Origin of the sequence: Ferrovibrio sp. (assembly GCF_041906005.1) — a bacterium.
In the GTDB taxonomy this organism is placed as follows: Bacteria; Pseudomonadota; Alphaproteobacteria; order Ferrovibrionales; family Ferrovibrionaceae; genus Ferrovibrio.
In genome coordinates, this window is record NZ_JAYRJY010000001.1 from 190,132 (window position 1) to 214,583 (window position 24,452).

27 protein-coding genes are annotated in these 24,452 nt (G+C 62.7%); 17 read left to right on the forward strand and 10 right to left on the reverse strand.

Translation table 11 applies throughout. The features are described from left to right. The first annotated feature begins 15 nt into the window (after positions 1 to 15). The 4 genes from boxC (at position 16) to gpt (ending at position 4,243) form a co-directional block, all read left to right on the forward strand. Positions 16 to 1,695 carry a 2,3-epoxybenzoyl-CoA dihydrolase gene (boxC, locus tag ACE3OO_RS00990; protein WP_374298797.1) on the forward strand — a complete coding sequence of 560 codons (1,680 nt, stop codon included), beginning with the start codon at positions 16 to 18 and terminating at the stop codon, positions 1,693 to 1,695. Between the two features lie 13 nt (positions 1,696 to 1,708). Continuing rightward, the gene (boxB, locus tag ACE3OO_RS00995; RefSeq protein ID WP_374298800.1) at positions 1,709 to 3,121 is read left to right on the forward strand and encodes a benzoyl-CoA 2,3-epoxidase subunit BoxB; all 1,413 of its coding nucleotides are present in this window, start codon (positions 1,709 to 1,711) and stop codon (positions 3,119 to 3,121) included. 123 nt (positions 3,122 to 3,244) lie between these two features. Further along, the gene (locus tag ACE3OO_RS01000; RefSeq protein ID WP_374298802.1) at positions 3,245 to 3,712 is read left to right on the forward strand and encodes an acyl-CoA thioesterase; all 468 of its coding nucleotides are present in this window, start codon (positions 3,245 to 3,247) and stop codon (positions 3,710 to 3,712) included. Positions 3,713 to 3,727: 15 nt separating this feature from the next. Next, positions 3,728 to 4,243 carry a xanthine phosphoribosyltransferase gene (gene gpt / locus ACE3OO_RS01005; protein WP_374298804.1) on the forward strand — a complete coding sequence of 172 codons (516 nt, stop codon included), beginning with the start codon at positions 3,728 to 3,730 and terminating at the stop codon, positions 4,241 to 4,243. 15 nt (positions 4,244 to 4,258) lie between these two features. Here gpt and ACE3OO_RS01010 read toward each other — a convergent pair whose 3' ends face one another. From ACE3OO_RS01010 to ACE3OO_RS01025, 4 genes are read right to left on the reverse strand one after another with little or no spacing between them, the layout of a single operon-like run. After that, a complete protein-coding gene (locus ACE3OO_RS01010) occupies positions 4,259 to 4,885 on the reverse strand; it encodes an ABC-type transport auxiliary lipoprotein family protein (protein WP_374298806.1) in 627 nt (208 codons plus the stop codon). After that, positions 4,882 to 5,874, reverse strand: coding sequence for an MlaD family protein (locus ACE3OO_RS01015; protein ID WP_374298808.1), 993 nt, complete (start codon positions 5,872 to 5,874; stop codon positions 4,882 to 4,884). The genes ACE3OO_RS01010 and ACE3OO_RS01015 overlap by 4 nt, the downstream gene beginning before the upstream one ends. Before the next feature lie 4 nt (positions 5,875 to 5,878). Then, positions 5,879 to 6,676 (reverse strand): ABC transporter ATP-binding protein, encoded by a 798-nt coding sequence (locus ACE3OO_RS01020; RefSeq protein WP_374298811.1) that lies wholly within the window; start codon positions 6,674 to 6,676, stop codon positions 5,879 to 5,881. A gap of 2 nt (positions 6,677 to 6,678) precedes the next feature. Further along, positions 6,679 to 7,836: an ABC transporter permease gene (locus ACE3OO_RS01025; protein ID WP_374298813.1), complete on the reverse strand. Its 1,158-nt coding sequence runs from the start codon at positions 7,834 to 7,836 to the stop codon at positions 6,679 to 6,681. 120 nt (positions 7,837 to 7,956) lie between these two features. Here ACE3OO_RS01025 and otnI point away from each other — a divergent pair, with 120 nt between their 5' ends. Beyond that, entirely contained in the window at positions 7,957 to 8,751 is a 795-nt protein-coding gene (gene otnI, locus ACE3OO_RS01030; RefSeq protein WP_374298815.1) for a 2-oxo-tetronate isomerase, read from the forward strand. 16 nt (positions 8,752 to 8,767) lie between these two features. Here the strand turns inward: otnI and ACE3OO_RS01035 are convergent, their stop codons facing one another. The 3 genes from ACE3OO_RS01035 to ACE3OO_RS01045 form a co-directional block, all read right to left on the reverse strand. Beyond that, positions 8,768 to 10,066, reverse strand: a complete 1,299-nt coding sequence (locus tag ACE3OO_RS01035) for a TRAP transporter large permease (protein ID WP_374298818.1) — start codon at positions 10,064 to 10,066, stop codon at positions 8,768 to 8,770. Then, positions 10,063 to 10,590, reverse strand: coding sequence for a TRAP transporter small permease (locus tag ACE3OO_RS01040; protein WP_374298820.1), 528 nt, complete (start codon positions 10,588 to 10,590; stop codon positions 10,063 to 10,065). The genes ACE3OO_RS01035 and ACE3OO_RS01040 overlap by 4 nt, the downstream gene beginning before the upstream one ends. 76 nt (positions 10,591 to 10,666) lie before the next feature. Continuing rightward, the gene (locus ACE3OO_RS01045; protein WP_374298823.1) at positions 10,667 to 11,728 is read right to left on the reverse strand and encodes a TRAP transporter substrate-binding protein; all 1,062 of its coding nucleotides are present in this window, start codon (positions 11,726 to 11,728) and stop codon (positions 10,667 to 10,669) included. A gap of 185 nt (positions 11,729 to 11,913) precedes the next feature. Between ACE3OO_RS01045 and ACE3OO_RS01050 the strand changes: the two genes are divergently transcribed. After that, on the forward strand, positions 11,914 to 13,050 hold the full coding sequence (locus ACE3OO_RS01050) for a TRAP transporter substrate-binding protein (RefSeq protein WP_374298826.1): 1,137 nt from the start codon (positions 11,914 to 11,916) through the stop codon (positions 13,048 to 13,050). A 3-nt stretch (positions 13,051 to 13,053) separates the two neighbouring features. Here ACE3OO_RS01050 and ACE3OO_RS01055 read toward each other — a convergent pair whose 3' ends face one another. Further along, positions 13,054 to 13,791 (reverse strand): hypothetical protein, encoded by a 738-nt coding sequence (locus ACE3OO_RS01055; protein ID WP_374298828.1) that lies wholly within the window; start codon positions 13,789 to 13,791, stop codon positions 13,054 to 13,056. A gap of 213 nt (positions 13,792 to 14,004) precedes the next feature. Between ACE3OO_RS01055 and ACE3OO_RS01060 the strand changes: the two genes are divergently transcribed. The 9 genes from ACE3OO_RS01060 to ACE3OO_RS01100 all read left to right on the forward strand — a co-directional run bounded on the left by ACE3OO_RS01060 (position 14,005) and on the right by ACE3OO_RS01100 (position 20,319). Then, complete coding sequence (locus ACE3OO_RS01060; RefSeq protein WP_374298830.1) at positions 14,005 to 14,385, forward strand: cytochrome c family protein; 381 nt, start codon at positions 14,005 to 14,007, stop codon at positions 14,383 to 14,385. 154 nt (positions 14,386 to 14,539) lie between these two features. After that, the gene (locus ACE3OO_RS01065; protein ID WP_374298833.1) at positions 14,540 to 14,902 is read left to right on the forward strand and encodes a rhodanese-like domain-containing protein; all 363 of its coding nucleotides are present in this window, start codon (positions 14,540 to 14,542) and stop codon (positions 14,900 to 14,902) included. Between the two features lie 86 nt (positions 14,903 to 14,988). Further along, on the forward strand, positions 14,989 to 15,585 hold the full coding sequence (locus tag ACE3OO_RS01070; RefSeq protein ID WP_374298836.1) for a gamma carbonic anhydrase family protein: 597 nt from the start codon (positions 14,989 to 14,991) through the stop codon (positions 15,583 to 15,585). A 105-nt stretch (positions 15,586 to 15,690) separates the two neighbouring features. Further along, the gene (locus ACE3OO_RS01075) at positions 15,691 to 16,338 is read left to right on the forward strand and encodes an RNA polymerase sigma factor (RefSeq protein WP_374298839.1); all 648 of its coding nucleotides are present in this window, start codon (positions 15,691 to 15,693) and stop codon (positions 16,336 to 16,338) included. 15 nt (positions 16,339 to 16,353) lie between these two features. After that, entirely contained in the window at positions 16,354 to 16,812 is a 459-nt protein-coding gene (locus tag ACE3OO_RS01080) for a hypothetical protein (RefSeq protein ID WP_374298841.1), read from the forward strand. A 5-nt stretch (positions 16,813 to 16,817) separates the two neighbouring features. Then, positions 16,818 to 17,399: a periplasmic heavy metal sensor gene (locus ACE3OO_RS01085; protein ID WP_374298844.1), complete on the forward strand. Its 582-nt coding sequence runs from the start codon at positions 16,818 to 16,820 to the stop codon at positions 17,397 to 17,399. 86 nt (positions 17,400 to 17,485) lie between these two features. Continuing rightward, positions 17,486 to 18,493: a D-erythronate dehydrogenase gene (denD, locus tag ACE3OO_RS01090; protein WP_374298845.1), complete on the forward strand. Its 1,008-nt coding sequence runs from the start codon at positions 17,486 to 17,488 to the stop codon at positions 18,491 to 18,493. Between the two features lie 20 nt (positions 18,494 to 18,513). Continuing rightward, the gene (gene argE / locus ACE3OO_RS01095) at positions 18,514 to 19,698 is read left to right on the forward strand and encodes an acetylornithine deacetylase (protein ID WP_374298847.1); all 1,185 of its coding nucleotides are present in this window, start codon (positions 18,514 to 18,516) and stop codon (positions 19,696 to 19,698) included. Between the two features lie 105 nt (positions 19,699 to 19,803). Beyond that, positions 19,804 to 20,319: a hypothetical protein gene (locus ACE3OO_RS01100; RefSeq protein WP_374298850.1), complete on the forward strand. Its 516-nt coding sequence runs from the start codon at positions 19,804 to 19,806 to the stop codon at positions 20,317 to 20,319. 12 nt (positions 20,320 to 20,331) lie between these two features. On the opposite strand, the gene ACE3OO_RS01105 is transcribed toward ACE3OO_RS01100, so the two are convergent. Beyond that, positions 20,332 to 21,720: an MATE family efflux transporter gene (locus ACE3OO_RS01105; RefSeq protein ID WP_374298852.1), complete on the reverse strand. Its 1,389-nt coding sequence runs from the start codon at positions 21,718 to 21,720 to the stop codon at positions 20,332 to 20,334. After that, a complete protein-coding gene (locus tag ACE3OO_RS01110) occupies positions 21,717 to 22,325 on the reverse strand; it encodes a TetR/AcrR family transcriptional regulator (protein ID WP_374298854.1) in 609 nt (202 codons plus the stop codon). Before ACE3OO_RS01110 ends, ACE3OO_RS01105 begins: the two co-directional genes overlap by 4 nt. A gap of 261 nt (positions 22,326 to 22,586) precedes the next feature. On the opposite strand from ACE3OO_RS01110, the gene ACE3OO_RS01115 reads away from it, so the two are divergent. Beyond that, a complete protein-coding gene (locus ACE3OO_RS01115; protein ID WP_374298857.1) occupies positions 22,587 to 23,987 on the forward strand; it encodes a hypothetical protein in 1,401 nt (466 codons plus the stop codon). A gap of 8 nt (positions 23,988 to 23,995) precedes the next feature. Further along, positions 23,996 to 24,304, forward strand: a complete 309-nt coding sequence (locus tag ACE3OO_RS01120; RefSeq protein WP_374298860.1) for a SelT/SelW/SelH family protein — start codon at positions 23,996 to 23,998, stop codon at positions 24,302 to 24,304. Positions 24,305 to 24,452 lie beyond the last annotated feature (148 nt).

The window sequence follows — 24,452 nt, forward strand, 5'->3', positions numbered from 1 at the left end:
CGAGGGAGGACCAGCATGGCCAACAGCCAGCCCAACGGCGCCGCTCCGGTAGATTTCCGTACCGAGCCCAGCCAGTACAAACATTGGAAACTCAGCATCGACGGCTCCGTCGCCACGCTCGCGATGGACGTCAAGGAAGACGGCGGCCTGCGCCCCGGCTATGAGCTGAAGCTGAATTCCTACGACCTCGGCGTCGATATCGAACTGCACGATGCCGTGCAGCGGCTGCGCTTCGAGCATCCGGAAGTAAAATCGGTGATCATCACCTCGGCGAAGGAGCGCATCTTCTGCGCCGGCGCCAACATCCGTATGCTCAACCAGTCGGCCCATGGCTGGAAGGTGAATTTCTGCAAATTCACCAACGAGACCCGCAACGGCATCGAAGAAGCCACGGCGGAGTCGAAGCAGACCTACATCGCCGCCGTGAACGGCCCCTGCGCCGGCGGCGGGTATGAACTGGCTTTGGCCGCCGACTACATCCTGATGGCCGATGACGGCAACACCTCTGTCTCGCTGCCCGAGGTGCCGCTGCTGGCCGTGCTGCCGGGCACCGGCGGCCTCACCCGCCTGGTCGACAAGCGCATGGTGCGCCGCGACCGCGCCGATTTCTTCTGCACCATCGAGGAAGGCATCAAGGGCAAGCGCGCCGTGGATTGGCGCCTGGTCGACGAAGTCGTGCCGCGCACCAAGCTGAACGACGCCATGCGCGAACGCGCCGAAGCCTTTGCCGCCAAGTCCGACCGGCCGACCAACGCGAAGGGCGTCGCGCTTTCGAAGCTGGAACGCAGGATCGATGGCGACACGATCCGCTACAGCCATGTCGAAGCCAAGCTGGACCGCGCCAAGGGCATCGCCGAGATTACCGTGCATGGCCCCAAGGCCCCGCCGCCGGCTTCCGCCGATGCGATCCAGGCCCAGGGCGACGCATTCTGGTCGCTGGCGCTGGCACGCGAGCTGGATGATCTGATCCTGCACCTGCGCACCAATGAAGAAACCACCGGCATGTGGGTGTTCCGCACCCATGGCGATGCCGATCTGGTGGCCGCTTACGATGCCGCGCTGGAACAGCATAAATCGCATTGGCTGGTGCGCGAGATTCGCCTGTTCCTCAAGCGCGTGTTCAAACGCATCGACGTTTCGTCGCGTTCGATCTTTGCGCTGATCGAGCCCGGCTCCTGCTTCACCGGCACATTGCTGGAACTCGTTGTCGCGGCCGACCGCTCCTACATGCTGGACGGCCAGATGGAAGGCGACAACCGCCCACCCGCCACCATCCGTCTGACGCCGATGAATTTCGGCGCCTATCCGATGGGCAACGGATTGAGCCGCATCGCCAGCCGCAACCTCGACAATCCGGCGCGTGTCGACGAAATAAAAAAGCTGATCGGCAACGATCTGGACGCCGAAGCCGCCGACGAGGCCGGCCTGGTCACCTTCACGCCCGACGACATCGACTGGGAAGACGAGGTGCGCATCGCCATCGAGGAGCGTGCCGCCTTCTCGCCCGATGCCCTCACCGGCATGGAAGCAAGCCTGCGCTTTGGCGGCCCCGAGACGATGGAAACGAAAATCTTCGGTCGCCTCACCGCCTGGCAGAACTGGATTTTCCAGCGCCCCAACGCCGTCGGCGATCAGGGCGCCCTCAAATTGTATGGCACCGGCCAGCGCGCTGCGTATGACCGCAAACGGGTCTAGGGAGAAAACAAAAATGGCTATCGACTACAACTCGCGCATCCCCAACAACGTCAACCTCTCCGACAACCGCCGCCTCCAGCGCGCGCTGGAGGAATGGCAGCCGAAATTCCTCGACTGGTGGCAGGATATGGGCCCGGCCGGCTTCCAGGCCCGCGAGGCCTATCTGCGCACCGCCGTCAGCGTCGACGCCGAAGGCTGGGCCCAGTTCGGCTATGTGAAGATGCCGGACTATCGCTGGGGCATTTTCCTCGCCGAGCCGGAAGCCGAGCGCAAGGTGAATTTCGGCGATCACAAGGGCGAAGCCGCGTGGCAGGAAGTGCCTGGCGAATATCGCGGCGTGTTGCGCCGCCTGATCGTGACCCAGGGCGACACCGAACCGGCCTCGGTGGAGCAGCAGCGCCTGCTGGGCCAGACCTGCCCGTCGCTGTATGACCTGCGCAACCTGTTCCAGGTCAACGTGGAAGAAGGCCGCCATCTGTGGGCCATGGTCTACCTGCTGGATGCCTATTTCGGTCGCGACGGCCGCGAGGAAGCCGAAGCATTGTTGCAGCGCCGCTCGGGTGATGACGACAAGCCGCGCATCCTGGGCGCCTTCAACGAGAAGACGCCGGACTGGCTCAGCTTCTACATGTTCACCTTCTTCACCGACCGCGACGGCAAGTTCCAGCTCGCCTCGCTGGCCGAAAGCGGCTTCGATCCGCTGGCGCGCTCCTGCCGCTTCATGCTGACCGAGGAAGCCCATCACATGTTCGTCGGCGAAACCGGCGTGGGCCGGGTGATCCAGCGTACCTGCGAAGTCATGCGCGACTTCAAGACCGATGATGTGCGCAAGCATGGCGTGATCGATCTGCCGACGTTGCAGAAATACCTCAATTTCCACTTCTCGGTTTCGATCGACCTGTTCGGCTCGGAAATCTCCACCAATGCCGCCAATTACTACACTATGGGCATCAAGGGCCGCTTCGACGAGACCCGCATCGGCGACGACCACAAACTGACCGATGCCGCCTACAAGGTGCTGGAAGTGGATGGCGATGGCTTCCGCGAGAAGGAAGAAGCCGCTCTGACAGCCCTGAACGAGCGGCTGCGTGACGATTATGTGGCCGATTGCGCGCGGGGCGTGATGCGCTGGAACCAGATCATCAAGCGCCATGGCATCGACTTCGAGCTGAAGCTGCCGCACCGCGCCTTCCACCGCCAGATCGGCCAGTTCTCCGAGCTGCGCGTCGATCCGAACGGCCGCATCATCAGCCAGGCCGAATGGGATGCCCGCCATCATGAATGGCTGCCCACCGACGCCGACCGTGCCTATGTCATCAGCCTGATGACCCCGGTGACCGAACGCGGCAAGTTCGCCAACTGGGTCGCCCCGCCGGCCCGTGGCATCAACAACCAGCCGGTCGATTTCGAATATGTGCGTGCGTAAGTAGGGTTTATCCTCCCCCTCCTAGACAGGCGTCCGGTCCCCCTGCCGGACGCCTTTTCTTTTCCCCGCCTTCGGCCTGCCCGCGCTTTTTTTTCGTCCCGGCCCTCCTTATGATCCGCGGCTATGACCGATTCCGCCAACCGATCCTTCACCCCCGACCGCCCCTTCGCCTGCCCCCGCATCGTGCAATGGGGTGAATGCGACCCTGCCGGGATGGTCTACACCACCCAATTCCTCGACTATGTGATGGAGACGCTGGAAGCCTTCTGGCGCGACATCATCGGCTACAGCTTCCTGCGCCTGCACAAGGAACTGGGTCTGGGATCGCCCACCGTCAGCACAAAACTGGATTTCCAGCGCGCCCTGAAGGGCGGCGATCCGTTCACCGTGGAACTGCGGGTCGAGAAGCTGAGCCGCGCCACCATCACTTATGACTTCAAGGGGCGGAACGCCGCGGGCGAAGTCTGCTTCACCTGCACGCACGTGTCCTGCATTGTCGACGAGAAGATCCTGAAATCGGTGGAAATCCCGGACCTCATCCGCGGCCCCATCGAAGCCTATCGCCAGGCCACCATACCGGCACAAGCCTGAAGACCGGAGCGCATCATGACCGAAGGCCATGGCTATACAAAATTCTTCCCGGTTTCGTGGGAAGAGCTGCACCGTCACTGCAAGGCGCTGGCCTGGCGCCTGCTGGATGCAGCCCAGGCCAACGGCGGTTACAAGGGCATCGTGGCCATCACCCGCGGCGGCCTGGTGCCGGCTGCCATCGTGGCGCGCGAGCTGAACCTGCGGATGATCGAGACGATCTCCTGCTCCACCTATAACGAGCTGGAGCGCGGCTCGAAGGTAAACATCCTGAAGACCGCCGAGGCCGCCCTCGCCGACCAGGGCGATGGCTGGCTGATCGTCGACGATCTGGTGGATACCGGCGTGACGGCGAAGGCGGTGCGCGCCCTGCTGCCCAAGGCGCATTTCGCCACCATCTATGCCAAACCGAATGGCCGGCCGATGGTGGACACATTCATCACCGAAGTAAGCCAGGACACCTGGATCCTGTTCCCCTGGGACCAGGAAGCGGTGATGTCGAAGCCGATCGTGGAACTGCGCAGCGGGCTGTAAGCCCACGCGGCCAGGCTATGCGGCGGGCTTCTTCCCCGTCATCAGCGTCCACTGCACGGTTTCGCGCAGCACATAACCCAGGGCTTCGTCGAAAGCCGCCACCACGCCCAGCAGCGAGGCGTTTTTCGCCCTCACCCGCTGGCTGAAAGTCGCCGCCGCCACGATCTGCTGGCGCGGCTGTGCCACCAGCTTCACCTGCAGAGCCACATGGGCCTCGGGTAAACCGTTGCCGTCCTTCAGTTCCGCCTGGAATTCGCGCAGCTCGCCCTTGAGATTGAAATCCGAACGCAGGCCGACGGACTGGCGGCCGACCGCAACGATCTTGCCGGTATTCTCGAAGCTTTCCACCAGCAGGGTCTGCACCATGCGGGGAGCCCGTTCGCTCCAGCGCGCCTCGGCGTAGTATTTCACCTCGTAGGGATTGGTGAAGATCGCGATTTTGTGGGTATCCAGCCCGCCAGCGGCGAAAGGCTCCTCCACCACGAGCTGCCAGTCCACCCGCGGCAAGGTTTCGACGAAGGTGGTTTTGGGCGACAGACTGTAGAGATTGGATGGCGGCGTCTGCGGTATCAGGCCGCCGCACGCCGACAACGGCACTGCGGCACCGGCCAACAGAATGCTGCGTCTCGTAATATTGTTCATCGCCGCTGTCCTCCCCCTTCGCTGCGATACTCGGCGTCGCGATTGCCGAACAGGACCGAGCTTGGATCATCTTCAAGCCGCTGCGCCACCCGCGCCAGGCTGGAGACCAGAATGCGCGTTTCCGACATCAGGCGGCGGAATTCGCCGAAGCCCTCTGTCGTCATGGCATGCAGCGGCACCCGGTTCTCTTCCATGATGGCATTCAGCTCGGTCAACAGGGTATTGAGCTGGGCCATGGCCTGCCGTGCATCGACGGCCGCGGGGGCGGCGTCAGTTTCCAGAATCCGGTTTGCGTTCTTCAGCGTTGCCTCGGCTTCGTTCATTACCCGATCCAGCTTGTCAGCGATCTCGCGCGCCGCCGAAGCCGCCTTGGCAATGTCGCCGCTGGTGGAACTGAAACTGTCGATGGCGCGGCCAATCGATTCCTGCCGTGCGGCCAGCGTTTGCGACACCTCGCGCAGGTTGGCGATGAAGCCGGTCAGGTTCTCAAGATTTTCGTCGCTCAGGATTCTGGCGGCGCGCTGGAAAAGCTCTGGCGCCGCTTCGACCAGCGCTTCGATGGCGGACGGTTTGGAGCGGATGGTTGGGTATTTGCTGGCGTCCCGCCCGGACACGACGGGCAGGATCGGGGCATCGCGGCTGCCGGGCAGGATCTGTACGAACGATACACCGGTTACGCCCTGCAATTGCAGTGTCGCTTCGGAATCGGCGCGGATCGGCGTATCGGCATCGACTTCAACGGTAACGCGCACCCGGCTGGTATCCTGGCGGTCGATGGTGATCTGCGACACGCTGCCAACCTTGATGCCATTGAAGCGGACGTCGCCCCCAAGGCCCAGGCCGGCGACCGACCCGGTGAAGAAGATGTTGTAGCGGGCGACCTCGCGGTCGACCTCGGATTTTGCCAGCCAGAGCACGAAGGCCACAATGCCGGTCAGGAATACCAGCATGAAGCTGCCGATCAGCAGATGATGTGCCCGCGTTTCCATGGCTTCACCTCTTGTCCAGCGCCGCGGTGATCGCAGCCGCCCGGGCGCGCGGCCCGTGGAAATATTCCATTACCCAGGGATGCTTGTCCTGCAGCATCATCTCCATCGGACCGGCCAGCAACACCTTCTTCTCTGCCAGCACGGCAATACGGTCGCAGATGGCGTATAGCGAGTCCAGGTCATGGGTGACCATGAACACGGTCAGTCCCAATGCCTGCTGCAGGTCGCGCACCAATTGGTCGAAGGCAGCGGCGCCAATGGGATCGAGGCCGGCCGTCGGTTCATCGAAGAAGACCACTTCCGGATCCAGCGCCAGCGCGCGGGCCAGACCGGCACGCTTGCGCATGCCGCCTGAAAGCTCGGCTGGATATTTCGCGCCAGCATCGGACGACAAACCGACCATGTGCAGCTTGGCGGCCACGATCTCGTCCAGCAGGTCTTCCGGCAGATCGTAAAATTCCTTCAGCGGCACCTGAATATTCTGCGCCACAGTCAACGAGGAAAACAGGGCCCCGTCCTGAAACAGCACGCCGAACCGCTGGCGCACCGCCCGCAAGGCTTCCGGGTCGCCATTGACCATGTCGGTGCCCAGCAGATCGATACTGCCGGCCGCGGCCTGGTTCAGGGCAATGATGGTGCGCAGCAGCACCGACTTGCCGGTGCCTGATCCACCCACCACGCCCAGCACCTCGCCGCGATAAACGTCGAGGTCGAGATTGTCATGCACCACATGCGCGTCGAACCGGTTCACCAGTCCCCGCACCGTGATCACCCTCTCCCTGTTTTGCTCCCCCGCCGCCATGCCTAGACCTTAAGGATGTTGAACAGGATGGAGAACAAGGCATCGAACAGGATGACCAGGAAAATCGACTGCACCACCGAACGGGTGGTGAGGCGGCCAACACTTTCGGCATCGCGTTTGACCCGCAGGCCTTCATAGCAGCCGACCAGCGCGATCAACGACGCGAAGACCGGCGCCTTCACCATGCCAATGACAAAGGTACGCGGCACGATCACCTCGTTCAGGCGGTTGAAAAACAGCACCGGATCGATTCCCAGCGTGTTCCATGCCATCAGCGCACCGCCGCACAGGCCCATCAGGTCGGCAAAGAAGGTCAGCACCGGCAAAGTCAAGGTCAGGGCGAACAGCCGCGGCAATACCAGCACCACCACCGGGTCGAGGCCCAGCGTGCGCATGGCGGCGATTTCCTCGTTCACCTTCATGGTGCCGATCTGGGCGGTGAAAGCGCTGCCCGAGCGGCCCGCAATCAGGATGGCGGTCAACAGCACGCCCAGTTCGCGCAACACCGAAATGCCGATCAGATCGACGACGAAAATTTCCGCGCCGAATTTCTGCAACTGGCTGGCCCCCTGATAGGCCATCACCATGCCGATCAGGAAAGACAACAGCCCGACGATGGGAATCGCCTTCAGCCCGGTTTCCTCCATGTGGTGCACCATGGAGGTGAACCGCATGCGGCCGGGACGCACGGCGATCAGCACCGCGGTTTCCGTCACCTGGCCGATAAACGCGATGAAGCGCCGCGCCTCGCGCACGAAGAACAGCGTCTGCCAGCCCAGGTATTCGACGATGCCAAGCAGCCCGCTGCCGGTCTGCGGCCATACCGTGATGGCGTCGCCCGAGCCGGCCACATAATCGAACAGGGCACGATGCTCGCGCCGGGCCTGCGGCCAGTCGATCTCGAATCCCTGATCGGCCAATTGGCGATGCAGCCGCACCAGCAGGATGGCACCGGCGGTGTCCAGCCGGGTCAGCGCGTCGGTATCCAATACGGCCTTGCGCTCTCCACCCTCGGCGACGTGCCGGCCGGCCAGTCCGGCCGTGGCCAGGCCCGCCAGACGCGGCAGAAGCGTGCTGGCATGGGCCAGCGTCCAGTCGCCCGTCAGGCGCAGCCGCAACGCCGTTCCATCACGCTCTGTTTGCAACCGGCCGTCGGCCATCGATCCTCGGACAGAAAAAGAACAAGACTTGCCCAACTGTTAGCAGAAATGACAGTCTCGGCAAACCGATGCTTCCGCACGGGCGGGACCGACAGGCCGGGAAATGGCCGGGGGGATGCCATGCCACGCTTTGCCGCGAATCTCAGCTTCCTGTTCCAGGACCTGCCTTTCCTCGACCGCTTCCGGGCCGCCGCCGATCAGGGCTTTGCCGGGGTGGAGTTCATGTTCCCCTACGATCACGCGCCGGCCGCCGTGGCCGGCGCGATGCGTGACGCCGGCCTGCAGGTCGCCCTGTTCAACGCCCCGCCCGGCGACTGGACGGCAGGTGAACGCGGCCTGGCCTCCCTGCCCGCCCGGCGCAAGGAGTTCCGCGCCGCCATGGCCAAAGCCTTCGACTATGCCGCCGCGCTGAATTGTCCGCGCATTCATGTGGTGGCCGGCGTCGAACCGGCCCAGGCCGATCGCCGCGCCATGGAGGCCTGCTACATGGACAACCTGGCCTGGGCAGCCGAACAGGCTTCGGGCGCGGGGTTGCTGCTGCTGATCGAGCCGATCAACCGGCGGGACATCCCCGGTTTCTTCCTCAGCGATTTCGATTTTGCCCAGAAGGTGCTGGAAGACATTGGCGCACCGAACCTGCGGTTGCAGTTCGATATCTATCACGCCCAGATCATACACGGTGATATCACCAGGCGGCTGGAGCGCCAGATGCCGTGGATCGGCCATATCCAGATCGCCAACCCGCCCGACCGGCGCGAGCCAGGCAATGGCGAAATCGATTATCGTTACGTCTTCGGGCGGCTGGATGCGCACGGGTATGACGGCTGGGTGGGCTGCGAATACCGCCCCGAAGGCGACACCGCCGCCTCGCTGGGCTGGATCAGGGAATACGGCGTGCTGCCGAAAAAAAACTGATCAGTCCATCAAGCCGTCACTCCATGAGACCTGGCAGCCACAGCACAATCTGCGGAAAGGCGATCAGCAGGCCGACGCGCGCCAGGTCGGCCAGCACGAAGGGCAGGATGCCACGGATCACAGTGGGCAGTTTCACCTGCCCCACCCCCTGGATGACAAACAGGTTCATGCCCACCGGCGGCACGATCATGCCGATCTCGACAATGGTGACCATGTAGATTCCGAACCACAGCGGATCGATGCCCAGCGCCTGCACCGCCGGAAACACGAAGGGCAACGTCAGCAACATCATCGCCAGATCGTCCATCAAGGCGCCAAGCACCACGTAGAACACGGTAAGCAGAATGAGGAACGGCACCGGGCCGACATTCAGGGTCTGGATCTGCTGCACCACCAGTTGCGGCGCGTTGGTAACCTCAAGGAAGAAATTGAACAGGCCGGCACCAATCAGGATCAGGAAAATCATCGCGCTGGTGGAGGCCGTTTCAAGCAGCGAGTCCTTGAACCGCGAAAACCCCATCGTTCGGCCCGCCAGGGCAAACAACAGCGCGCCCACCGCGCCCACCGAAGCCGCTTCATTGGGCGAGAATACGCCGGCGAACATGCCGCCAATCACCAGCACGAACAGCAGGAAGACGGGCCAGACACTGCGCATGGTCCGCAGACGCTGCGGCCAACCCATACGCTCGCCCGCCGGGCCACTGACCGGATTGAGACGCACGGTCGCCGCGATAGCCAGCATGTAGAGGCCGGTGCCCAGCACACCGGGCAACAGGGCGGCAACATAGAGTTTGCCCAGCGACTGTTCGGTCAGCAGCGCGTAGATCAACAGGATGATCGAAGGCGGGATGAGAATGCCCAGCGTCCCGCCGGCGGCAATCGTGGCCGTGGCCAGGCTGTCGGCGTAACCACGGCGGCGCATCTCGGGCAAAGCCACGCGGCACATCGTTGCCGCCGTGGCGATCGCCGAGCCGCAGATCGAACCGAAGGCCGCACAGGCCCCAATGGTGGCCAGCGCCAGGCCACCGCGGAAATGCCCGAGGAAGGCATAAGCCGCCTCGTATAGCTGGCGCGAGAGGCCGGCATAAGTGGCGAACACCCCCATCATCACGAACAGCGGCACCACGGAAAGGCTGTATGGAAACACGCTTTCGAACGGCGACGAGCCCATCACATAAGCGAGGCCGTCCCAGCCTTGCAGCAGCAGGAAACCGCCACCGCCGACCAGACCCATGGCCACCGCCACCGGCACGCGCAGCAGCATCAATGCCAGCACGACGCCGAAACCCAGAATGCCAGCCAGCGCCGGGCTCACGCCGCAAGCTCCGAGTCCGGCGCCGGCAGCGGATCGCGGCCGGCCAGCATAGAAACCAGATGGCGCAAGGCCACGACCAATGCCATCAGGGCGGCGAACACCGCGCCGCCCAGCAGCGGATACCAGTACCACGTCATCGGTAGCGCGATGGTTTGCGACCGGTCTCCCATCAACGCCACCGTATTGAATTGCTGCCATCCGAAGCCGGCAATCGCCAGCATCAGCAGCGCGCCGGACAGGGCGGCCGCCATGCGGCAAAACGCCTGTATCCGGAACGGCAGGCGTTCAACCCCCAGGTCGACCGCGACATGGCTGTCGGCGATGAAGCCATAGGGGATGGTGAGAAAGGCCGTGGCCATGATCATCAACTGTGTGATGTCGACCGTGCCCAGAATACCCTGCCCGCCGGCATGGCGGATCACCACATCGGCACAGGTGGCAAGGCCGGCCAGCAGGGCACATAAGGCACCCACCCGCGCGGCCCAGGCAGCGCCCCATTCAGCCGCACGATAGATCGGCGTCATACCAGCATTCCGTCAGAAAAAACTGCGGCCCGCCGCACCGGACATCCGGTGTGGCGGGCCACGGGGTTATAACGCCTCAGCGCTTGCCGCCTTCATACTTGGCGATGCGCTGCTGCATTTCACGATAAATTTCGCGGGCATTCTTCACGCCCTGGCCCTCCAGGTCGGTGAGCAGCTTCTCGGTGGTGGGCTTCAGGGCATCGCGCCAGCGGTTGCGTTCCGCCTCGCTCAACGACGACATCACGTTGCCCTTCTTGCTCGCCGCTTCCAGACCGGGCGCATCCCACTGGTTCCACCAGTCGCCGAACTTCTCGGTCAGCGCCGCGCCGGTGGTGTCATCGATAGCCTTCTTCACCTCGGCCGGCAGGCTGTCATATTTGCGCTTGTTCATCACGAAATAGAAGCTGGCTGTGTAAGACCGCGCGTCGAGGTGATACTTGGTCACTTCAAACAAGCGGAAGGAATTGATCGGGTCCCACGGGAAGACGGCACCATCGATCACGCCGCGCTGCAAATTCTCGTATACCTCGCCGGGCGGCAGGCCGACCGGCGTGGCGCCAAGCTGCTGCAGCATGGCATTGATCTGCGGGCTGGGCGAACGGATGCGCAAGCCCTTCAGGTCGTCCATGCTTTTCACCTGCTTGTCGCGGGTGTGGATCAGCCCGGCGTTATGGGCATGCAGGCCCAGCACTTTCACCGTGTCAGGGAATTCCTGGGCAAAATGCTTGGGATACATCTCCCACAGGGTCCGGCTGGCGGCATTGGCGGTTTCCACCAGGAAGGGGAACTCGATGATCCCCATGCGGTTGAACCGTCCGGCCGGCACGCCGCGCAGGCCATGGGCGATATCGACCACACCGCTGACCGCCTGCTCAAGCTGGCGGGCCGGATTGCCGAAAGCCGAACCGGCAGGGAAGATCGTGACCTTGACCTTGCCGTTGCTGCGTTTGGTCAGCTCCTCGCCCCACGGCAGCAGCCAATCACGGTGGATGCCATGGCCCGGTGGCAGGAAATGACTGAGCTTGAGTTCGATTTCTTGCGCTGCAACAGGCTGCACCGGGGCAGCCGCGAACAGGGCGACGCCAGAGACAACGGCAAAGGCGGCCCGGGCCATCATGGCCTTAAGGTTGTTTTGCACGGCAATTCCTCCCGAGGAATTTGTTATCGGTTTTTTACCTTCCCAAAAGGTAGTTACAAGCGAAACTAAGAGTCAAGCGAGTGGCCCGGACCGATAGACGAGCCGCCCGCCAGCCCCTTAAGGTGACGCCCGGCAGTTGCCAGAGGCATGTTTCCGGTGCCCGGCGGGGAGAAAGTGAAATTCTGATGGCGCGTCTGGTCACCGTAGCTGGCCTCGCATTGGTATTGGGAATTCTGATCGGCATCGGCTCCGTGTCTCTGCAACGCGCGGCCAATGCGCCGGAGGCGCGTGCGATCAAGGACCCCGAGCCCACTGCCAGCATCACACCGCCGGCCGTGGTCGAGGCGCCAGGCAATTCGAGCATGCTCAAACTTGCCAGCCCCTCGCCCTCGACGGCGCCGCTGATCGGCACCATGGCGACGTCGATGGTGGAAAAGCTGGCCATCGCCTCGGACGGCAAGATCGAATTCAAGCTGTTTGAACCCAATACCCTGGCGCCGAATGCCGAGTTGTTCGACAAAGTATCGAGCGGCGAGATCGACGCGGTGTGGTCATCGGCCAACTTCTTTGCCTCGCGCGATTCCGCTTTCTGGCTGTTCTCCAGCGTGCCCTTTGGCCCGCCGGCCAGCGAATACCTGGCCTGGCTGTCTTACGGCGGTGGCCAGCAGTTGATGGATGAGAGCTTTGCCCGCTTCAACATCAAACCGGTGGTCTGCACCATCCTGCCGCCTGAATCGGGCGGCTGGTTCCGCCGGGAGATCAATTCCGCCGAAGACCTGAAGGGGCTGCGCATGCGCTTCATGGGCATCGGCGCCCGCGTGATCAGCCAGCTTGGCGTCGAAACCACCCCGATGAGCGGCGGCGAGATATTCTACGCCCTGCAAAACGGCGATATCGATGCGGCGGAATTCTCCCTGCCCGCGACCGACCTGCGTTTCGGCTTCGACAAGGCGGCGCAGAATTTCTATTTCCCCGGCTGGCACCAGCAGAGTTCGCTGATCTCGCTGCTGATCAACATGAAAGTGTGGGAAGGCCTGAGCGATGCCCAACGCGGCCTGATCACCAGCGTCTGCGGCGATACCGTGCGCGAAAGCCTGGCCGAAGGCGAAGCGCAGCAGGTGAAGGCATTGCAGGAAATCCGCGCCCGCGGCGTGGCAATCCGCACCCTGCCCAAGCCGGTGATCGAGGCGTTAAAAGCAGCCTGGATCAAGGTGGTGAAGGAAGAAAGCGCCACCAATCCCGAATTCAAGAAGGTCTGGGAATCCTATCACGGTTTCCGCAAGGCTTATGCCGAGTGGCGCACCCTCGGATATCTGCCTTAAGGCTTAAGCCGCCAGCGAGCGGCGCAACTGCCGCATCCGGCGCTCCACCGAGATATCCAGCGACGCGGTCACTTCCAGGCTGCGGTCTTCCAGCGCGTCGCCACGGGGATTGGCGCGACCGCGCGCCTCCACTGCGGCATCGCGGCGACGGATCAGTTCGACGATCTCGGGCTGGAATAATCGCAACAGACCGTTCAACCAGCGATTCACCTCCGGCAGCGGCCAGTTATGACGCAGTTCGAAGCGATCCAGCATGGCAATCAAATCGCGTGACGAATACCAGGTTTCGTCGGTGACCCAGCGGTTGACGGTGAACAGCCGGATCGGCTGGCCGTAATGATCCATCGCCACGGCAATGATATGCGCCAGCGCATGGTCGCCGCGCGGCCAGTGCGGGCCGATTTTTTCCTTCGGCGAACAACGGCCGACACCCGGCTTCACGAAGCGCACCGGTTCGAATTTTTCCGGCAGCAGATGCGGGCGCTGAAAGACATGGAAATGACCATGCTCGCGGCCGTCGTTGCGATGGGCATGATAGTAATATTGTGCGCCTGTCTCGGGGTCGAACACATCGCCGGCCGGATAATGCTGCTGCTCGTAAAAGTCTTCTTCGCCGCGCAGCAATTCAGCCACCAGATTGCTGCGCTTGGCCGCCAGCGCCTGCTGGATCCGCAGCACCTCGTTTCCGGCTGCCACCATCGCCTGCAACCGGCCATGACCCAGATTGGCCATCATGTTCATCTTCAGCCAAACTCCCGCTCCGCGAGGACGTTTTTCCGTCCAGGCGGGGCAGACTAAGCAGCGGCCTGTTAAGCGGCGGTAAATGCGGCAACGCGTCGCTGTTGATACAGCGAGTCGCTATGCTATTTTCCATCCGGCTTCGGGGATTTCGCCGCGCCATGAAGGCGTATACGTTCCCGGATCGACACAGAATCACGCGAGGAGCCCCACGAGATGTCGCGAGTCGTTTTTTCCGCCCTTGCCGCCCTGGCGGTGTCATTTACCCTTGTCAGCGGCGCCCAGGCGGCTGGCGATATTGAGGCCGGCAAAAAGGCCTTTGCCAAATGCCGCGCCTGTCACCAGCTGGAAGCCGGCAAAAACGGCGTCGGCCCCAGCCTAGCCAAGGTCTTCGGCCGCAAGGCGGGCACCGTGGACGGCTTCAAGTATTCCGATGCCATGAAAGCCAAGGGCGTGACCTGGGACGAAAAGACCATTGCGGAATATATCGCCGATCCGAAGGCCTATGTTCCCGGCAACAAGATGGTCTTTCCCGGCATCAAAAAGGAAAGCGAGGTGGCTGACCTGATCGCCTATCTGAAGGACGCCACCAAGTAACTGCCTGATTTTCCAGCGGCCTCCCCTCAGCGGGAGGCCGCTTTTTATTTATCGTATATTTTTGTGAATATCTGATATCACATAATATAATGCGATTTGATTTGTATTTCACAATCAATGTCTATATATTCGCTCTATGTCCACCGTAACCAGCATGACAGCCCAATCCCCGGCAGGCTCAACCCTGGCCGGATCGGTCACGGCCGAAACCGTGCTGGCCTGGCTGGCCGCCGATGAAGCTGTGCTGATCGACGTGCGCGAACCGGACGAATATGCGGATGAATACATCCCCGGTTCGGTGCTATTGCCGCTCTCGACCCTGGAGGCCACTGCTCTGCCGGCGGTTCCCGGCAAGCGGCGCATCCTGCAATGCCTGACCGGCAAGCGTTCGGCCATCGCCCTGGCCCGCCTGGCCGAAAACGGTATCGACGATCTGCTGCATCTGGATGGCGGTTTGCTGGCCTGGAAGATCGCCGGCGGCAAGACCATCGAGGCTGACGAGCCCGTGGCGGCCTGACCGGACTGCTTGACCAGGCCCCGGTCCACCCTTTTTCCCCTCGCCGCGCTTGGTTAAGGTCGTTTCCCAGAGATGGAGGAACACCGATGCCCGTGCATGGCCCTGATGTGGCGCTGAACAATCCCGCCTATATCCACGACACCGCGCAGATTTACGGCAAGGTGCGGCTGGAGGAAGGCAGTTCGGTCTGGATCAATGTCGCCATGCGGGCCGAGAATTACGAGATCGTCGTCGGCGCCTATACCAATATCCAGGATTTCTCGATGCTGCATGTCGGCAGCCAGACCGGCACATATGTCGGCGCCCATTGCTCGATCACGCATCACTGCACCATCCACGGCTGCACCATCGGCGACAACTGCCTGATCGGCATTGGCTCCACCATCATGGATGGCTGCGTGATCGGCAGTAACTGCATCATCGGGGGCCATACCTTCCTGAAGGAGGGGACCGTGATCCCGGATAATTCGGTGGTGGTGGGAAGCCCCGGCAAGGTGATCAAGACACAGAACAATTACGTGCGCTGCCGCCTCAATGCCTGGCTGTATTACCGTAACGCCCTGGCCTACCGGCAGAATCAGTACCGGGACTGGGACCAGCCCGACATGGCCCGGGCGGTGGGCGAGGAAATCGCCCGCCTGACCGAGGAACTGAAGGCCCTGGAGGCGGCCGGCCAGGCCTGATCCGCAGCATGACCCTCCTGCGCAGGATTTTCCGCCCGGCCCCGTATAGGGGATATGGGAGAAATCCCGGCCACCATTCCGCCGGCCAGAGCAGGAAAGATTCGGATGTTTGCTTCTACCGCGCTGCCCCGCCCCTCTGCTTTGCCGGGCGCGCTTTCTTCCACCCTGCTATCCCTTCCGCTGCCGCGGAATGAGACCGTGCAGGATGTCGATGCCGCGCTGATGTTGCGGGTTGCCAATGGCGACCATGCCGCTTATCGCCTGCTGGTCGACCGTTATCTGCGCCACGCCGTGACCATGGCCTATCGCGTGCTGTTTGATCGCGCCGATGCCGAAGAGGTGGCACAGGAAGCCTTCCTGCGTGTCTGGCAGCATGCCGCCCGCTGGCGCGCCGATGGTGGCGCGAGTTTCAAGACCTGGCTGAATCGCGTGGTGGTCAACCTGTGTATCGACCGCAAACGCAAGCCGGGTATGGCTGCTCTGGACGACCAGCCCGAACCCATCGACGAGACGCAGCCCACCCCCTACCAGGCGCGCCTGGCGGCAGAGACCGGCGACCGCGTAACGGCGGCTTTGGCGAAACTGCCCGAACGCCAGCGCGCCGCCATCCTGCTCTGCTTCTGGGAGGGTGAAAGCAACATCACCGCCGCCCAGGCTCTCGGCGTCAGCGTCGGGGCCCTGGAATCCCTGCTGGTGCGGGCCAAGCGCAGCCTGCGCGACGATCTTGGCGCCGCCTTCGGCATAACGGAATGAGTCTGGAGTGAAACGATGAACCTCGACCGCTTCGCTGACCTGATCGATGCCTTTGGCGGCGATATCGAGCATTGGCCCGCACGCGAACGCACGGCAGCCGAGCGCCTGCTGATGGATTCGCCGGAAGCGCGCGAACTGCGGCGGGCCGCCATGCAATTCGACAATCGGCTGCTCGGCGCCGCCCTGCCCGAACTCGAACCCAGCGACGCCCTGCGCGCCCGTATCTTTGCCCAGGTCGCCGCCTTGGCCGCTGCCCCGGCCGTCACCCAGCCTAGCTGGCGTGCGCAGGTCGCCGAAGCCCTCGGCCTGCTGTTCCCGACCGGCCGCGCGATGCCGCAGGTCGCGGCTCTGGCGCTTGCCCTCGCCATCGGGATCAGCGCCGGCCTGAGCAATTTCTCTCTGATTGATACGCAGGAAGCAGAACTGGTAGCCGTGCAATTGGCCAGCACAGCACCGCTTCTGTACGAGGAATAAGAATCATGGCCGACCCCAATCTCACTCCCCCGCCGGCTACACCGGCGCCGAAATCTCGCCTCAATCGCTGGCTTGCCATTGGCCTGATCGCCTCGGTGGCGATCAATCTGGCTTTCGTCGGCTGGGGCGCCGTGCGCTTTGTCAAATACAGCCGCTGGATGGACCGCGACCGCGCCCATATCGAGGAGCAGTTCGCCCGCCGCCTGCCCGATGACGCCGGCAAGGCTTTCCGCAAAGCTTTTGAGAAAACGCACAAGGGCAATGCCTTCACGCTGCGCGACATGAACCGCGAGCTTGGCGCCGCCCTGGCGGCCGAACCCTATGACCGCGCGAAGCTGGAAGCCGCCCTGCTCGAACATCGCCGCCGGCTCGACGAGTTGCAGCAGGGCCTGCAGGCCGGCCTGCTGGCGGCGGCCGACGCCATGACGCCGGAACAGCGCGAGAAATTCGCCCAGAGGCTGCTGCGTCACGGCCCCCCCATGCCGCCACCGCCGGATGCGCCGATGGGTGGTCCCATGGGTGCTCCTGGTGGTCGCCACATGGACGGCCCGCCGCCGCACCGCCTGCCCCCGCCGCCACAAGACTGAACCACCGCGTACCATGCCGGCCGGCTTGTTTCCGCCGGCCGGCATCGTTAGCGTGAACGCTTTCCCGACAGCTCCTGGGGGCGTTCATGCTCAATGTCGTCATCACCGGCGGGGCCGGCTTCATCGGCCAGAAACTGGCGCAGGAACTGCTGAAACGCGGCAGCCTGACCGGCCCGAGCGGCCAGCCGGAAGCCATTCACCGCATTACCCTGTTCGATACCGTCGAGGCGGCTGGCCCTCAGGACGAGCGCATCGTCTGCATGGCGGGCGATATCGGCGATCACGGCGAAGTCCTGCGCTTGATCGGGCACAATACCCATTCCGTGTTCCATCTGGCCGCCATTGTCTCGGCTGGTGCCGAAGCCGATTTCGAAGGCGGCTACCGCGTCAATCTGGAAGGTACGCGCCATGTGCTGGAAGCCTGTCGCGCCATCACCACCCATACGCCGCGCATGGTCTTTGCCTCTTCCGTCGCCGTGTATGGCGGCGATGCCCTGCCCAAGACGGTAACCGACGAAACGGCCCAGCGTCCAACCACATCTTACGGCGTGCAGAAACTGACCGGCGAATTGCTGATCAACGACTACAGCCGTAAAGGCTTCGTCGATGGCCGCGCCATTCGCCTGCCCACCATCATGGTACGCCCGGGCAAACCAAACAAAGCCGCCTCAACCTGGGCCAGCTCGATCATCCGCGAACCGCTGTCGGGCGTGGATGCGACCTGTCCGGTACGGCCGGATTCGCCGATGGCCTGCCTGTCGCCACGCCGCACGGTGGATGCCTTCATCCGCGCCCACAACCTGCCGGGCGACAGCTTCGGCAAGGACCGTACTTTGCTGCTCAGTGGTATACGCGTCACCGCGGGCGAGATGGCGGCTGCCGTCGAACGCAACAAGGGAAACCGCCGGATCGGCCAGATTCACTGGCAGCCCGATGCCGCCATTCAGAAGATTGTCGATGGCTGGCCGGGCGAAACGCGTTCGGCCCGCGCCGCAGCCCTTGGTTTCAGCACCGATGCTTCCATTGACGAGATCGTGCAGGGCTTCATCGCCGACGACCTCGATAACCAGATCAAAAGCCTGCAGTCCAACTAAGCAAGAAAGCGTACCTCCCCATGACCAAGCCAAGTGCAGAAGCCCTCGCCATGGTTCGCCAACTCATCGAGATGCCAACGGTGAGCCGCGATTCCAATCTTGCCCTGATCTACTGGATCCAGGAGCACCTTGAATCGCTCGGCGTGGAATCCACCCTGGTTTATGACGACAGCGGCAAGAAAGCCAATCTCTATGCCACGCTGGGCCCGCAGGACAAACCCGGCATCGTATTGTCGGGCCATACAGACGTCGTTCCGGTCGATGGCCAGGAATGGAATACCGATCCCTTCACCCTGACCGAGAAGGATGGCCGGCTCTACGGTCGCGGCACCTCGGACATGAAAAGCTTCGTCGCCGTCGCATTGTCCTATGCGCCGAAATTCCTGGCCCAGAAACTGGAGACGCCAATCCACTATGCCTTCACCTATGATGAAGAAGTGGGGTGCCTCGGTGCCAAAAAACTGATCCAGGTTCTCAAGGACATGCCGGTGAAACCCAAAGCCTGCATCGTCGGTGAACCGACCGAGATGCAGGTGATCGCCCAGCACAAGGGCAAGAAAAGCTGGCGCGTGGATGTCCGCGGCTTTGAATGCCATTCCTCGCTCACGCATCTGGGCGCCAACGCGGTGGAAGCGGCCGCTGAACTGATCGCCTTCATCAAGGGGCTGGCGCGCAAGAAACGCGAACACGGCCCCTTTGATGGCGAATTCGCCCCTCCATATACCTCCCTGCATACCGGCACGGTGAATGGCGGAACGGCCCTGAACATCGTGCCGAAGGATTGCAGTTTCCTGTGGGAAATCCGCTACCTGCCACAGGACGATGTGGATGCTCTTTACGCCGAGGTGGTGGCCTATGCAAAGAACAAGCTGGAACCCGAACTGAAGGCCATCGACCCCAATTGCGGCTTCACCTTCACCCAGATTTCGGAATTTCCCGGACTGGCGACCGATGATCGTGCCGGCGTCGTCGAACTGGCCAAGGCACTGACCGGCGCCAATCGCGTGCAGAAAGTCGCCTTCGGCACCGAGGCCGGACTCTTCTCCGAACTCGGCATCCCTACCATTGTCTGCGGCCCCGGCTCGATCGAGCAGGCGCACAAGCCCGATGAATTCATCGCGCTGGAACAGATTGCCTTATGCGAGGCCTTCATGGCCCGCCTGCTGGAACGTGTGAAACAGGGCGGCGCTGCCCTGCCAATCTGATTCCCGCTTCGTCTACACACCGCCATGGTATCGCGGTACCATGGCGGTGTTCATGTATTTGCATTGGCCGCTGGCCTTTCCAGGCCGGCGAAACCATAATTTGGCATGGCAACCCACCCCAATATCGCGGCGATTGATGACATCCTGACCCGGGTGCGCAGCAATGTGGTGAGCGATTTCCTGCACTACATGCGACAGATCCATCCGGCCGACCGCCTGCCGGCGCGACGCGACTTCGATATCGCCGCCGTGCCGCATCTGCTGCCGAACATGGTTCTGGTGCAGGTGGAGCGCCAACCCGCGCCGCAACCGGCGCGATTTTTCGTGCGTGTGGCCGGCGAGATCATACTCGAAGCGGCACCATCGCCGATGATGAACCGCTATATAGACGAGATCGTCGCCACGAATGCCCGCCTGTCGGGCCGGCCTGCCAGCGTGATCCTCGATGTGCGCCAGCAGGTGTTGCAAACCGGCCTGAGCTATTACTGGCATGGTCCGCCGCGCATGAAGTTCCGGCATGATTACGCCGATCTGGAATACGTTCACTGCCCGCTGGCCAATGACGGCATTACCATCGACCGCATCATTTCGGTGTTTTACTACCACGGCGCCACGGATTGAGCGCCGCGCTGCTCACCAGCGGGTGAAACGCACCGCCGCCAGCGTAGCCAGCCCATAGATCGCCATTGCGCTGCCGGCCAATGCAAACAGCGTCCAGACCGGAGCTGCCTGCGCAGTCAGCAGCCAACCGCCCAGCGCCACCAGCATCAGGCGCAGCGTGCCGGCCAGAACGGGCCCGACCAGCCTGCCCGCCCCCTGCGAGGCAAAATACAGGCACAGGCCAAGGCCGAAAAACGGAAATCCGGCGCCGGCCGCGATCAGATACTGCCGCGCCGCTGCAATCACGGCGGCATCCTCGGTGAACAGGCCCGACCAGGCATCGGGCAGCAGGATCACCAGCAGTCCGATAACCCCCAGTGCAGCGAAGGCCAGGCCGCCGGCGGTCCAGGCCACGCGGCGGGCACGTGCCACATCGCGGGCGCCGATCGCCATGCCAACCATGGGCACGCTCGCCACGCCGACCGAAAAAGCAATCGGGATCAACAGGAACTCCAGCCGCGCGCCGATGCCATAACCGGCCAGCGCCACGGTGCCGAACCGCGCCACCAGGCCGGTGAATATCAGGATGGTCAGCACGGTCTGCAACGACGACAGGCTGGCCATCGCGCCGACCTTCAGGATGTCGGCAAACATCTCGCCCTGGGCCTTGAAACTGCCAGGGCTGAGCCGTAGCCGGGCCCGCCCGGCCAGCAGATGCCAGGCCAGGTACAGCGTGCCCAGACTGAAGGCAATCACCTGCCCGAGCGCAACGCCCATCATACCCAGCCGTGGCACGGGACCGAGCCCGAGGCCAAGCGTGCCACCTATCATGATCTGGAATACGGCCACGACCAGACCCAATGCGGATGGCACAGCCATGTTGCCGGTGCCGCGCAACACCGACGACAACGTGTTGAACAGCCAGACGGCGATGGCACCGGAAAACACCGTGTTGGAATACAGCACGGCCTGGCCCAGCGTTTCGCCGCGACCGCCCAGCACCTGATAGATCATGGGCCCCAGCAGCCAGAAGAAGGCCGTGAAGAACACCCCCGCGCAAACCGCGATCACCACGGCATGCAGAGCCAGGGCATTGGCGCGGGCGATATCGCCACCGCCCAAGGCGCGAGCGATGGCCGACGACACCCCGCCGCCCATCGCACCCGCCGAGGTCATCTGCATCAGCATGATCATCGGAAAGGCCAGTGCCATAGCCGCCAGCGGCTCGACGCCCAACAGGCCGACATAGGCAGTCTCGGCAACGGCTGCCAGCGCGGTGGCGCTCATCGCCACGGTATTTGGCAGTGTCAGACGCAGCAATGTGGGCAGGATCGGCGCGGCCAGCAATTTCTCGCGCGGCGGCGAAACAATCGGCCGTACGAACGGGCGCGGCGCGGCGGCAACAGGGCTCTGCTCGTTCATGCCGCCACCTGCGTCAGTCGGGCCTGCAGGCTGTCTCGCGCCGATTGCAGGATGCGGTCCGACATTGCGCGGTCGCCAACGGCACGCGCCAGCGCCACGGCCCCCGCCATCTCGGCCAGCATCGCCATGGCGAAGGCTTCGGCGTCGAATCCGTCCCGTGCCGGCAGATAGGCCGTGAAGCGGGCGACGATACCGCGCAGCCCTGCATCGAAAGCGTCATGCCCGGCATAATCGAGCCGGGCAACATCGCCGCTCAGAGCCGCCAGGGCGCAACCACCGCCCGGATTGTCACGATGGGACGGCGAGACATAGGCATCGACCCATAGGCGCAACGCCTCGATGCCCTGCTTGCCGGCGATACGCGCGAAGAAGCGATCGCGCCCCTGCTCAAACATCGTGGAGATCGACGCTGCGACAAGCTCGTCCTTGGATTTGAAATGGGCGTAGAAGCCACCATGGGTCAGGCCGGCCTCGCGCATGATCTCCAGCACGCCGACGCTGGCGGGGCCTTTTGCACGGATCGCCTTGGCCGCCGCGCGCAGGATTTTCTCCCGGGTCGTCTGCCGACGCGGCCGCCGATCATCAGAAATCGCAGATTGGGACATAGCACCGCCCTGGGCATCGCCCTGGTATTATTATGATGATCATCATATTTCCACTTCCGGACGAAAGTCAAATCCCGCTCCGCCGCCCCGGTTGCGGACACAATCCGTAAATTACTGGAAAATATACTATTTTTAATATTATCGACTCACTGCATCAGATGGCGCAGAGTTGTTTCAGGATTACAGTTTTGAAATCCACCTGTCCTTGCGAGGACGGCGCCTCATTGGGAAATCGAGCCAAACGCCAATAAACGTCCTGCAATGGAAAGCGAGCGTACGTCACTCATCCAGAGACTGGGCCAGTTGCTCGGTGGAAGGGACACCCCGCCCGGCCCCGCCATACCCCGGCAACGGGAGCCTGCTTCCATCGCTCGAGGCAGGACGGGTGGTCAGTCCAGTCTCGAAAACCTGAGAGCCGCACAGGACAGGATCGCAGCCGGATCGCTTCAACTCATCGGCCTGTCTGGCATCCGCAACACCCTGGGTGAACGCTGGGAAGCCCGCAATGAACAGATTTCCCGTCTCATCGAAGCGATCTTTCGCCGGCGCCTGGATGTCACCGACGCCTATTTCCGCGTGGATGACGAGAATTTCCTGATCCTGTTCACCCGCTTGCGCCGCCATGAGGCCGAATTCAAGGCCCGTGCGATTGCCGAGGAAATCGAGAAGCTGATCGTCGGGGAAGACATCAGCGGCCAGGAAATCGCCATCGTTTCATGCGTTGCCGAGATCGATCGCCGGTTCGTGCTGGAAAAGGTCAACTCGCTCGACGAGCTGCTCGACCATGTCCGAACCGCTGCGGATACGGAATGGCATGAGGTCGACGTGAGCGAGCCGTTACCCCACCCGGCCGGCGACACAGCTTATTCATCCTATATCCCCGAACTGGAACAGGACTTCAGCGTGCTGTTTCAGCGCACCAGCATCGAGGATTACCTCAAGCACTGCAGCGCCAACTTTCGCCCGATGTTTAACACCAAACGGCGAACTTTCTCGTCTTTCCTGACCAGCGTCATCAGCAAGCGCACGGGCCGCATGGTTCTGGTTGATGACGACCCCCTGCTCGACAAGCCGGAGGAATTGCTGCCGGCACTAGACCGCTTCACACTTGGCGCCGCCCTGCTCGGGCTGCACCGCATGATCAGCGCCAACCAGCAGACCAAGCTGGTGATCCCGATCAGCTATGACACGCTGAGCATCAGTCGTCTGCGTGAACAGTATTTCAGCCGTTTGCGCGAAGTGCCCGATGGCATCCGCACCTTCATCGCCTTTGCAGTCACCAATCTGCCGGTCGGCATGCCGGCCAGCCGGCTGGGCGAGCTGATATCCTATCTGCGCCCATTATCGTCATTGCAGGTCGCGCATGTGGCAGCCGACGTCAAACTGGTCGATATCTATGCTGGCACCGGCTGCTATGGACTGAGCACGGAGATGCCGGTCGACCAGCCGGATTCCGGCCGGCTGCATACAGAAATGAGCAATTTCGCGCGCCGCGCGCATTTGCATCGCAGCGTGGCGATCCTCGCCAATATCAACAGCCGTGATGACCTGCGCATGGGCATCACGGCTGGATTCGATATCATCTGGGGCGATGCGGTCAGCGGTACGGTCGGTACGCCGGGCCTGCTGGACGGATTACGCAGCGACCACATTCCGGGCTAGTATGGCGCATGAACCAGCCGGAACAGACTGCCAGCCCTGCTCAGGCCAAGCCGCGCATCGCCATTGCCTATTGCACGCAATGCCAGTGGCTGCTGCGCGCCGCCTGGATGGCGCAGGAACTGCTCTCCACCTTTGGCGATGATCTTGCCGAGGTTGCCCTGCTGCCGGGCAGTGGCGGTATATTCGAGATCAGCTATGACGGCGCCACGCTCTGGGAGCGCAAGCGCGATGGCGGCTTCCCCGATATGAAAACCCTCAAGCAGATCGTGCGCGACCGTCTTGATCCCCAGCGCGATCTTGGCCACATCGATCGCTAACATAAAAAACCCGGCATAAAACGCCGCCCAAACATATCTGTCGGCAGAAAATTCCGCTTAATACGCGTTTACCAAACCCTGCAACAATATGATTTTGCTGATTTCCGCAACATCCTGACATGCCCCCGACCGCCATGTCATGGCATGC